Source organism: Candidatus Chlorohelix allophototropha (assembly GCF_030389965.1).
Classification (GTDB): domain Bacteria; phylum Chloroflexota; class Chloroflexia; order Chloroheliales; family Chloroheliaceae; genus Chlorohelix; species Chlorohelix allophototropha.
Genome location: NZ_CP128400.1, coordinates 1,700,073 through 1,711,433, shown reverse-complemented (window position 1 = coordinate 1,711,433; position 11,361 = coordinate 1,700,073). Strand labels below are relative to the sequence as shown.

General features: G+C 47.7%; 8 protein-coding genes. 2 read left to right on the top strand and 6 right to left on the bottom strand.

The features are described from left to right. Window positions 1-78: 78 nt before the first annotated feature. From OZ401_RS19900 to OZ401_RS19890, 3 genes are read right to left on the bottom strand one after another with little or no spacing between them, the layout of a single operon-like run. On the bottom strand, window positions 79-2,256 hold the full coding sequence (locus tag OZ401_RS19900) for a helicase-associated domain-containing protein (RefSeq protein WP_341470269.1): 2,178 nt from the start codon (window positions 2,254-2,256) through the stop codon (window positions 79-81). A 17-nt stretch (window positions 2,257-2,273) separates the two neighbouring features. Beyond that, the gene (locus OZ401_RS19895; RefSeq protein ID WP_341470268.1) at window positions 2,274-3,365 is read right to left on the bottom strand and encodes a mandelate racemase/muconate lactonizing enzyme family protein; all 1,092 of its coding nucleotides are present in this window, start codon (window positions 3,363-3,365) and stop codon (window positions 2,274-2,276) included. Between the two features lie 4 nt (window positions 3,366-3,369). Then, window positions 3,370-3,876: a GNAT family N-acetyltransferase gene (locus tag OZ401_RS19890; RefSeq protein WP_341470267.1), complete on the bottom strand. Its 507-nt coding sequence runs from the start codon at window positions 3,874-3,876 to the stop codon at window positions 3,370-3,372. 124 nt (window positions 3,877-4,000) lie between these two features. Here OZ401_RS19890 and OZ401_RS19885 point away from each other — a divergent pair, with 124 nt between their 5' ends. Then, a complete protein-coding gene (locus OZ401_RS19885) occupies window positions 4,001-4,315 on the top strand; it encodes a cupin domain-containing protein (RefSeq protein WP_341470266.1) in 315 nt (104 codons plus the stop codon). 64 nt (window positions 4,316-4,379) lie between these two features. Here the strand turns inward: OZ401_RS19885 and OZ401_RS19880 are convergent, their stop codons facing one another. Together OZ401_RS19880 and OZ401_RS19875 are read right to left on the bottom strand one after the other, a co-directional pair. Beyond that, complete coding sequence (locus OZ401_RS19880) at window positions 4,380-4,778, bottom strand: SPW repeat domain-containing protein (RefSeq protein ID WP_341470265.1); 399 nt, start codon at window positions 4,776-4,778, stop codon at window positions 4,380-4,382. A 20-nt stretch (window positions 4,779-4,798) separates the two neighbouring features. Beyond that, entirely contained in the window at window positions 4,799-5,443 is a 645-nt protein-coding gene (locus tag OZ401_RS19875) for a DoxX family protein (protein WP_341470264.1), read from the bottom strand. Window positions 5,444-6,167: 724 nt separating this feature from the next. Here OZ401_RS19875 and OZ401_RS19870 point away from each other — a divergent pair. Beyond that, window positions 6,168-7,925, top strand: a complete 1,758-nt coding sequence (locus OZ401_RS19870; RefSeq protein WP_341470263.1) for a GAF domain-containing sensor histidine kinase — start codon at window positions 6,168-6,170, stop codon at window positions 7,923-7,925. 9 nt (window positions 7,926-7,934) lie between these two features. Here the strand turns inward: OZ401_RS19870 and OZ401_RS19865 are convergent, their stop codons facing one another. After that, complete coding sequence (locus OZ401_RS19865; protein ID WP_341470262.1) at window positions 7,935-11,360, bottom strand: cyclic nucleotide-binding domain-containing protein; 3,426 nt, start codon at window positions 11,358-11,360, stop codon at window positions 7,935-7,937. Between the last annotated feature and the right edge of the window lies 1 nt (window position 11,361).

Sequence of the window (11,361 nt, the reverse complement as noted above, 5' to 3'; positions counted from 1 at the left end):
CACATATTTACGGATTAATTTCTTAAAGTTCATAAGCCCCTTGTCTCCTTCAGAGGGCTTTTCCAAGCGAAAGTTCTGCTAGCGGGTAGAATATCCCGCATTTTTGAGCTTGGTTTTGAAGGTTTTTAAGGGGTCGCTGCGTGAATAGCTTTCAAGGGGCGGAATATTCAAGATAGCAGCGGTTGGCGAAAGTCGTCTGGTGATGAACCCGGCAAATTGTTTGCTGGCAAGCAATTCATCCAGCACCTCTGCGCTTCCGGTTTCAAGCAGTACGGTACGTTGCACCTCCACCGCTTTGAAGCCTTTGCACCAATCTTGAATCGAAATCAAAATATTTTGGGCGGGTGGCTGCGAGCTTTTTTCTTTTAACCATTCCTGAATCGCTTCCGCACTTTTGCCGCTTTCAACCGCTTTCAAAATCGAAGCGCGGGTCATGCTGTACAAGCTGACGCTATCGAGCTTTTTTCGTTCGGTAAATTGCATCAATTCCCAGAGAGTTTGGCTGTGGGGTACGAACAGCATAATTTCAAAGTTAGCCAACGCTAATAACGGTTTGGGAGTTTCAGGGAAAACTTGCTTAACAGCTTGCGGATGCCCGGCAATTTCAGCCCCAAAATCGGTTAGGCTGAAAGCAACGGGAATATCTTGCGCATCACGCGAGATTCGCACAATACCTAGCCACTCGAACAGCATATTAAAGGCGCTACGGATTATTTCCCCCTCAATTTTTTGCCACTGGCGGGTCATCAGTTGCAATCGGGGCGCGCCGAAAATATTCAGCAAATCGCGGCGTGGACGGATAAAAAAGGGCTGTTCTTTCTCTACTTTCAGTAGCAACGATTTTAGGGAATACCATACGCCCGGTTGACAATCGCGTAGCCATCCTAGCATTGCGTTTACAGCGGTAACTTTATTTTCCCGGCTACCGTAATGGTAGGGGAAAAATAACGGCTCTGAAAAGTAATTATTCTCCAGCCAGAATTTAAAGATGCGTCGGGTTTGCTCGTATAAATCCACTGTAAGCCATTCATTTAGTATAGGCGCTACCCGCACCGCTTTCTCATCTGCTTCTCGGTCAACTAAATCAAGAGAATTGCATAGGTTTATCAATAGGGCGGTGCGGTTGAGCGCGTCAGGGTTTTCAGGATGCCACAAAAGCTCAACTATCTTTTTCAGATGGCGTTTTGGTATCCGTCCCTCATTGGTTACTTCTACCTCATTCAGTCGAATATAATTAAGAAAGGTCAAAAGATCCCAAGCGAAAGCGTAAGGCGGGTACTTGGTCATTTCGGTTGGTTCGGTGACAGTCTGAAGTTCAAGCGTGCCGCTTTGCTCGGTTGCAACACGCGGTTGGGCAATTTCGTTAGGAACCCACACCACACTTTTGCCATCCTCGAAGGCTTCCCAGACTAGACGATAGTCGAGCAAAGGCTTGATAGTGCGGCTTAACCTTTTCAAGCTGACATACTTTTTCAGCAATTTATCTATAGTGGTGTGACTTTGCTTGAGAGTGGCAAACAACTCGCGGGTATCCTTGTCCATGTCCTCCAGAATCTGTTTTTGAGTAGCTTCTTCGCTCATCAAGCGGCTAAGTTCCTCATAGAACTGCTGGTTTTTTGCCTCGCCCTGCAAACTGTACGCGCCCCACAATTCCGCCAGAATATCCAGACCTTCCACTTCGCTTTTCTGTAGCAAACTGACAAGCGGTAGATGTGAAAGCTTGATCTGATTATTTGAAGCCTTATACTCACCGACTTCCAGCCTTTCAGATATCAGCCTTTTGAGAGAACGACTCAGTTCTCGCGGTACGGTAAATACGATTTTGGTCTGAAAAAGCTCTGGCTGGTTTCGGCGGTTAAAATCACCCCAACTATTCTTGCGCTGCGGTGCAGGCGGCATTATGCTTTCAATACCGCTTGCAGGAATTCTGATGGTATCCGGGTATATCAAGCCGTCATTGCGCAATTCATTTATCAGCTTGTCGGCAACAGCCGGAGGGAGTTGGAGCATCGCCGCCAATTCAATACCCTGCAAAACTGGTTCTTGCTGTGAAACCAGCGTCAGTAGCAATCTTTGCTGCTCCAAACCCAGTTTTTCCAGCATGCGGCGTTGCATAAACTCGCTAGTCATTTGCTTTGCCAGTTCAAAGGTATTTCCTGAGAAAAGTTTGGTGGTTAAGGTAACTTCCCAGAAATCGACAATACCTCTCAGTTCAATTGGTGAGCGTTCGTTTAAGTATCCAACCAGCGTTTTCAAGCTCTTAAATCCTTGTTCTAAATATAACCAGAAGGACGACCAGCCGGGTAGCAACCGATTCCGGCTCGTATCTCGCTAAGCTCGTAAATGCCGCCGCTTTGTTTCCAACCTCCCTCAAAGGGGTCTTCTGCCAGCAGCATGGGAGTATCCAAATCTATATAGTCGAATCCACCCAAGCCCGCAGCGAAATGCGCCGAGCAGCACATTGCCAATTTCGATTCAATCATGCCACCGATCATCAATTGAATATTTCCAGCGCGACAAACGGCGGCAATATCCAGCGCTTCCACCAATCCCGACTTCATCAGCTTGATATTCACTACCGTTGCCGCGCCCGTTTCTATAACTCGGATGGCATCATAGGCATTGAAAATCGTTTCGTCGGCGGCAACGGGTACGCTGGTATGTTGCGTCACATACTTCATGCCGTTCCAGTCGTGCTTAGGGACAGGCTGTTCAAAAAGGCGCACCGGAATATCGAGCCGTGCAAGTTCATTCAGTAGTTGAACCGCGCCGGGGGCATTATAGCCTTGATTTGCATCCAGTTGGATACCTAACTTAGGGCCACCTTCCACCACGCCCAATATGCGGGCTACATCTGCGGCAATATCGCCCCCGACCTTGATTTTGATGAAACGCACTCCTCTTGCCTGAATTTCGGCAGCAAGTTCACGGGCGCGCGCCGGGGTGACAATTGGAATACTAATGTCGGTTTCAACTTGGCTACTTGCCCCGCCCAGAAACTTATAAAGTGGTATCCGCATACTTTTGGTGGCAGCATCCAGCAGCGCCATTTCGATACCGGCGCGAGCAGCGTTTTGCATAGAGAAAACGTTATGAATCTCGGCGGAAATTGTACGCCATTCCAGCGCGTCACGTCCAACCAATAGCGGTGTATATGTTTTCAGGGTAGCCAGAATCGTGGCTTGGTTTTCGCCGTTGATAGGCTCTAAGGCAGCAGCTTCACCGTAGCCGATTGCGCCGTTTTCCAGTTCTATTGTAATCAGCGCATTGCGCACATGGTCAAGCCGCCCAATCGCAATGGTGAATGGTTCTAGCAGGGGAATATCGAGTGGTTCGTAGGTTACTTTGATGATTTTAGTTGACATAATGTTATTTTACCTTGAGTCTCCATTTTATCAGGTTATCTATTATTCCGGTTCTTACCAAACCGGCTTTTTCCAACACCCCAATAGAGGCGAGGTTGTCGTTTTCGCATTCGGCAACAACTTGCCGTACTTTAGGTAGCGCGGTTGCCCATTCTAGCAGCGCTTTGACCGCTTCGAGCGCGTAGCCCTGACGACGGTATTGTGGCAAAATGCTATAGCCTATTTCAACTGTGCCGCTGAAGTCGGGCGCACCTTTGAAGCCAGCGTCTCCTATAATAATCGACTCGGTGCGGTGACGCAAAAACCGCAATCCCCATTCCGCTTGTTCTGGGTGATTGGCAATTTGCTGTTGAAGAAACGGCAGAAATTCGGCGACTTCTGGAGAAGGATATTCTAGCGGCAGCCTTGCCATAACCAGTGGTTCAAATTCTTCGCGCTTATACAATAGCGCCTGCACCATTCCCGCAGAACAGGGAATCAACGATAGGCGTAAAGTTTCAAGAACGAGCAAAATATCTCTCTTTACTCAAAAAGATAAGTTGAAATTTACTAAAGGGATAGTATATGCTATAGAACAGGTAGTCGCAATACAATTTAGCTTCAGGAAAACAAAAAACCTGCGCAGGAGGTATAAAATGGCAGATTCGACCCCCGTAGTTCGACGCTGGGATAATCCCACAATACCGGATGAGCAAATGCTTCGAGAGCTTATGGCAAAGGAAGGTTTGCAATCTTATCGTTGGTCGAATTATCCCGGTGACACCTATTTAACCCACGCCCACCCCTATTTTAAGGTGCTATACGTGGTGAGAGGTTCGATTACCTTTGAATTGGCGAATGGAGAATCGCTGGAATTAAAAGCAGGTGACCGTTTGGATTTGCCTACCGGGATATCGCATGGGGCTAAGGTGGGAATAACTGGCGTAGTTTGCCTTGAAGCGAAACGGTAAAATAAAGGGATGAGTAGGGTAACTACCTCATCCCTTGTCGGTTAAACCGTCAAACTGTGTTTACTTATTCTTTGCTGCGGGTATATATTTCCTGTATTACAAAGCCAGCTACCAGCGCAATAAGCCCTCCGGTAACTTGTAAACCCCAAAGCTCATTTTTCAACTTGGAATAGTTGAAAAGGTAGGGGGCAGCCATTAGCCATATACCCATAAATACTAGTAATGCGCCACCGTAAAAGCGGAGATTTTTAAGCCCCTCGTTTTTTTCGGTTACGACCAGTAACAACGAGACTACCACAATTATGACACCACAAATTATAGACAATAATTGTGCATTGCTACCGCCCGCTTTGTCATCGTTATAATCCAGTATAAAAGGCATAAGTATAAGCCAAACTCCGCTTACAGCGCCCAACAGCCCGGTTATAGTCAGATTTAGAGTGGATAAAGGTCTATTCTTCACAGGGATTGCTCCTTTCTGGTTTACTTGGCTGAGGTCATAGGGGGTACACCGCTACCGGTTGACTTGGAAGAACGCCGGAATAGGAAACCGGGTTCCCAAGGAGTGCCCAGTGCGGGTAATACAAAGCGATCTAATCCCCACCAACCGGCAGTGCGCCATGCTAGAATGACGAAGATGGCAGTACCGAAAAGAACTGGGTTTGTGGAGGTAGAACCGGCTAACTCGAAGCTAAAGTTCAATACTGTTCCAAAGAAGGCAGCTACGGCGGTCAAGCAACCGAAGATCAAGCCTAACCCAACTGCCATTTCACCAAAAGTGACAACCCAAGAGAACCATTCGTAATGCCCGCCGTTGTACATACCTTTGATAAACTCATAGTACCAATCGTAGGTGATAACCGCTCCCTGCGTGCCGGGCGGAGCAGCGATTATTCTTTCCCAAAATGATTTTAGTCCTTTCCCGCCATTGGCAATGTATTGACCATTGCTCACATCCCAGAACATAGCTTTACCCCAACCGGAGGAAAACCATTGCAAGCCCAACCAAACTCGTACAACCAACCAGATTGGCGCAGAACTGGTATCGGCGAACAACCATCTGGCAATGGGTGGCTCACTCACCAGTGCGCCAAATTTTCCGATTTTGCGGGGTGCTTCCATACTCATAAAGAAATCCTCCTTTGTACTGATGTAATGTTGCTGATACAACTGGATAAACAGCACATTTTATAGTCTGGGGTTGTTGCAAAAACAGAAAGGGGCTACAGTTGGAACATTTGTTGGATGATCCCTTGAACTCACCTTCCCCTTTCTCTTTGCAATGGGCACAACGAGTTACACTTTAAACCGTTTCTTGCAACTCCCCTGATTTATAGTCATGCATGCTAATTAAAAATAAACGGATAGGTATAAAATAGAGAACTTCAGGCAAGAATTGAAACAATGTTGCAACTGGAAATTTGCATAGGAGGAAGGAATGCCTATAAAAACTGCTATTTGCTTAATCTATATATAAATCCTAGCACAATGATTAGGCATTTGCAATGGGTTAGCCTCAAGTCACCGATTCCGCCCATCTTTTAAATATTATTTATACACCATTTTATACCATTTTATTCACCTAAATTATTTATGCTTGTTTTGGGTAGTGATCGGTATAAACCGTTCCTACTTTTTTCAATATAAGAAGATGAAAAAGGGTGCGGTTTTCGCACCCGGGCAGAGCAGAGTTAGCAATGACTGTCACAATTTTTGTGGCAGTCTTTTTTTGTCAAATATCCGTTAAGGAAAATTTTAACTTTCCTTGTTGACAATTTTGAATCAATTGGTATGCTTATAATTAATATATAAACCCGTATCTCAAGCCTTAGAAATAGAGGGGTACTTGGCTTTGAGTAGTGGTCCCTATGAACAAAAAGGGTATTTTCCCATTGAAAACCCTACTGGAGAATCTTCTAATTTCGGTTTAATTCAGCGTTTGCAGGCGTTGGCTCATGCTTCACTTGCTATATCCAGCGAATTGGATCTTACCACGGTCTTACAGCGCATTGCTGATACAGCCCGTGAATTTGCCAATGCCCAATATGCCGCTTTGGGAATCGTCAATGAGCAGGGTATTATTACCTCGTTTATTACCAGCGGAATTTCCCCACAAGACCGGGAACAAATAGGGCAGCCTCCGCGAGGGCATGGCTTGTTGGGTGTGTTGATCAAGCAGGGCAAAGCTATTCGAGTGCGCGATATAGCAACAGACCCTCGCCGGAGCGGTTTTCCTCCCAACCACCCTGTAATGACCAGTTTGTTGGGTGTGCCTGTTTCTATTAATGATAAGATAGTCGGCGACCTTTATATGACCGATAAGCGGGATGCCAATGAGTTTACCCCCGAAGATGAATGGTGGTTGACTTTGTTTGCGCGACAGGCAGCCGTAGCTATGATCAATGCCCGACTGTACAACAAGGTTGAGAGGGCGCACAAGCGTGCCGAAATGTTGGCAGAGATGGCAGATGTACTTAACCGCACCATTGACCCAGAGGAACTTTTCGGGCAAATTACACAAGCGGCTTGCCTTTTACTGGAATTACCCGCCGCTGCGCTTTATGTATTTGAAGAAAAACACAATCGCTTCAGTTTAAAAGCGCAAGTTGGTTTGAACCCCGAAACCTGTATTCATACTTTTCAAGCATCGGAAAATTCGCCTGCTGCCAAGTTGCTAAAGGCGAACGAGACAATCAGTTTGCATGAAAAAGCCGATCTCGAACACATTCAACCTTTTCTCGATGGCGTAAAGCCCAGTGCTATGCTGATTGCGCCTATCCGGCAATACAGTAAAATCAACGGTGTACTGGAAGTATATTCCGCTACCGCGCGCCGTTTTACTCTTGAAGATAAAATGTTGCTGGAAACTTTTGCCACCAAAGCCGGGCTGGCTCTAGAAAAAGCGCAGCTATACCGCGAGAAGGAAAGATTCCTTTCTATGACGGCGCACGACCTGCGCGCCCCGTTGGCGGCAATCAAGATGAGCGCAGGGTTGCTTGAAACCAGCTTGCCTCCTGATTTATCTCCTGCTCTTTTGCGTTTGGTTGCGAATATTCGCCGTAACAGCGAACGCTTGAATAACTTGCTCAGCGACTTGCTCGATGCTACTCGCCTTGAACAGGGGAGTATTCGCTTGCGGGTGGAACCGTTGGAAGTGGTAGAAGCGGTGGCGGCAACCGCCCATACTTTGACTCCGCTCTTTGACGAACGCTCTCAAAAATTCAGCCTTGAAAAACCTTATCAGGAATACTGGGTAATGGCTGATCGCCGCCGCCTTGAGCAAGTTATGGTAAATTTACTTACCAACGCTATAAAATACACTTCAAATGGCGGTAAGGTAACAGTAGGAATATTAGTAGAAGAAAAGTGGATTACTATTGAGGTCAAAGATAGCGGCAATGGCATCCCTGAAGAAGAAATGCTGCATATATTTGACCGTTTCTACCGTCGCCCTATTCATGAACAGAACGATACTACCAGCGGTACCGGACTAGGGCTATCCATTGCCCGTTCGCTGGTGGAATTACATGGCGGTACTATCTGGGTTGAGAGTGAAGTAGGCGTTGGAACCAGCTTTTTTGTAAAGCTGCCGCGCTATATCCGCGAATAATTTCCTTTTTTAACTGGCAGGCGCTTCTTCCAATGATGGCGCATTTTGCAATCGTCGATTTGTTTCGCGCAACCAACGGCTCAACACTCGGATAATTTCGATTGCCAATTCTGGACGCTCTCTTAGGATACGTTTAAACTCGATGCCGCCCAGCGCTAGAATACGTACCGGGGCGTTGTAGGCGCGTAGGGTAGCGGTGCGCGGTATATCTTCGAGAATAGCCATTTCCCCTAGCACTTCGCCTTCTGTAGCGGTGTAAAGGGTCTTAACATTTGTCGCCGGTTCGTCAGTTTTGCCGGTGTATCCCGCCAATACTTGGACTTGTCCCGAAACAATAATGTACAATTCATCGCCCGCCTCGCCCTCGTAGCAGAGAAATTCACCGGGAGTATAAAGCCTTTCATCGCTAACAACCGCCACCCGCCGCAAATCTTCGGGGCTAAGGCTGGAAAAAATCGGTACTTTCTGCAAGAACAGAATACGCGATAGGGTTGAGAGTGATGTAAGAGTCTGCATACTATTCTCCGAATTATTGTTATCGGTAGTTAAATTCAGATTTTGTTGCGCTTCTAAGGCGCTTTCATAGATTAATTGCTCTTTGGTAGGGTCAAGCTTGAGCGCTTCTAGCACCAGCGGTTTGAGCTTGCTCAGGCTAAAAAGCCCTATTACATGGAGTATGCAAGCCCGTAACCAGCGATCGTTTTCCAGCCAAATTTCATAAAGAGTCTCTGCCAGAGTTCGCGGTTTGGAGGGTAACGCTGCTTCTCCTTGTTCATCTTCATCGAGTAAGGAAATAAGCGCCGGAGTTAGGTAGTCGTCGCCAAAATTTTCGAAAGTTTCGATTGCATCGGCACGTTTTCGCGAGGCATCGCGTTCGGCGCGATTACGCAGATTTTCACCTGCCAGTTCAATTGCTTCCACATTACCAAGTAAACCTACCACTGCTATTAAGCGGTCAATTGCGCTTTGGTAACGTGCCCGCAACGACTTTTGTAATAGCGCAAGATTGGCGGGGTCACGTTTAGGTCGTCGCCCGTTGGTGCGCCATGCCGCAGAATTCATATCTAACTTGCTGAGAGAGCGCAGATAATCGGACATACGCCGCGCAATTTCGAGTTGACGCTTGCCGTATTCAACCAGCTTTTGGTATTTTATCTCGTCTATAACCAGTTTTCCGCTTTTGACGGGCGGCTCGATTTTCAAATCCTGCGACACGACTTCGCCGCTACGTTCCGGCAATAGGGTACGGCTGGAGTCAAGATAATCGAGTCGGGCGAGGGTGAGGGTACGCAATGCCGCATGTTGCCCGTTTTCGTTTATAGAGATGGCAAGGTAACGCAATATTGTAGAAGCGGATACCTGATGCATACGTGCCAGTGAATGTGCCGCTTCCTCTCGAACTGCCGGGCTTTCATCTTCAAGGGTATAAATCAGCGCATTGACCGCTTTAGGGTCAGAGAAACGGGAAATCGCCCTAGCCGCTTTCGCCCGCACGATTGAATCGCTATCTCGCAGCAAGATGAGTAATTCTTTTAGGATGAGCGGGTCTTCTTGCTCACCGATAACCCCGTATGCAATTGCCGCTTCGGCTCTTACCTGCATTTCGGGATGTCGCCCCATTTCCCATAGGGCATACAACGCCTCTTTATGGTAGCCATAGGCGCTGATAGTAAAAATAGCCTCGCGGCATACCACCGGATTCTGGTCGTTTAAGGCGCGCCGCAGGAAGAAAAGGCTCATTTGCTCAAGTTCAGCCCCGGTATTGCGCAATGAAGCGGCGGCTTGCGCTCGTACTCCGGCATCTGGGTCGGCTAGATGTTGCGCGATCGAGTGGAAAGCGTCCTGTCCGCTTAGCTGACTAAGGGCTACAATACAAGCACGCCTGACATCGGGAGATTTGTCGTTAGAGATGGCGGTAATCAGAAAAGGCACTACCTCCGGTCGCGCCATTCTGCCTAGCAATTCGGCGCTAAGGCGGCGCGAACCTTCATAGGGGTCTTTTAAACCTACCAATGCTACATTTATCGCTTCGTCCGTGCCGCTACCCCCGGAGAAGTTTCCGGATTCATCTAAATCCTCGTGTCCGAAAAATTCCTGTTGCCCTTCCCTCAATAGCTGAACCAAGGAAGGCTTATAAAGATTCCTGATACGCAAACTGGTAATCAGATAGAAAATAGAGAGAGCTATTGCCAAGAATAGAATAATCGGAATGCCTACAGCCGGAGTCAGGAAAAGGATAATTCCTGCCAGTCCCATCCCTGCTTGTAAACTGACCGCCTGATTGAAATTTCCGGCGACATCTCTCGCTTCGGGTGGGACTAGGTTATAGAGCGTCTGTGTGGTACTGGTTGTGACCGACTGGCGCGAAACGATTTGGAAGAAACGAAAGGCAATGACCGCAGCAAAGGATAGATTTAGAATAGGACCTATCAGGATAAAGCCGATGGTATTGATTGTAGCTGTTACCATTACAAAGTTACGTATTCCGAAGCGGGTAAACAGGCGATTCAATACTAGCAGGCTGAAAAGGAAGGAGGCAATTGTGGCGCTGCCAGCCACTGCCCCGAAGAATCCTGCTAACGCCGCCGGATTGTTGGGAAAGGCTTCGGTAGAAACTCGGATATAGGGTAGCCACAGCACCCAGTAAAGTAAGGCGTTGAGCGCAGTGGTAATGGCGACCAATCCCATCATAGGATAGTAACGAATGATGGTGTAGCCTAACCTGAATTGAGCTAATACGCTTCCGTTTTGTTCATTGCGTTGCTGGCGTGTTTTGGGGCGTTTGTCGCGTAAATCAACCAGCCGCTGTAGCGGGCGCATCATGATAAAAGCGAGGAAGGTTAGGAAAGCCCAACCAAGCAATAGGTTTGGTACACCTAACAAGCCCGCTAGAGGGGCGGTCAGGAAATTGCCTACCACAATTCCAATGGTATCGCCTGCGGTTATCAGCGGAAAGAGACGCTTGGATTGGCGGCTGTCGAATACCTGACGGGCAAGCGACCAAGCCTGTATTCCCAGTAAATCGGGAATTACATATCCCAAAGTCCAGATGAGAAAGAGAACCGCGCCGGGGGGATCAGAATTAATTGCTAGCCGCGCGATAAACAGCCCAATTACAATAATGGTGGTTGTAACTGCCAACAGCCACGCCCGGTTAACCCGTCCTACTCCATAACTGTAAAGGGTGAGTGAGAGGCAGCCTAGCAAGCCCTTGCCGATCAAAAGCCAAGGTAACGCCCCGGAACCGTACTGACTGAAAACCAATGCGTCCAGCCCGTTGCTGCCAAGCCAGTAACCGGCTTCAATGGCAAGCATAGTACCGCCCAGTAATAAAAGGCTAGTACCTTCTCCGCTCTTGACCTTGAAGAAACGACCCAGTCCATTGCTGTAGCCGCTAATTCGCACAGGACGAGGCACACCTGCTACCGTAGCCATT

Coding starts and splice junctions, on each gene's coding strand:
- OZ401_RS19875 (WP_341470264.1), bottom strand. CDS start 5,443: ATGAGTATGGAAGCACCCCGCAAAATCGGAAAATTTGGCGCACTGGTG.
- OZ401_RS19865 (WP_341470262.1), bottom strand. CDS start 11,360: ATGGCTACGGTAGCAGGTGTGCCTCGTCCTGTGCGAATTAGCGGCTAC.
- OZ401_RS19895 (WP_341470268.1), bottom strand. CDS start 3,365: ATGTCAACTAAAATCATCAAAGTAACCTACGAACCACTCGATATTCCC.
- OZ401_RS19885 (WP_341470266.1), top strand. CDS start 4,001: ATGGCAGATTCGACCCCCGTAGTTCGACGCTGGGATAATCCCACAATA.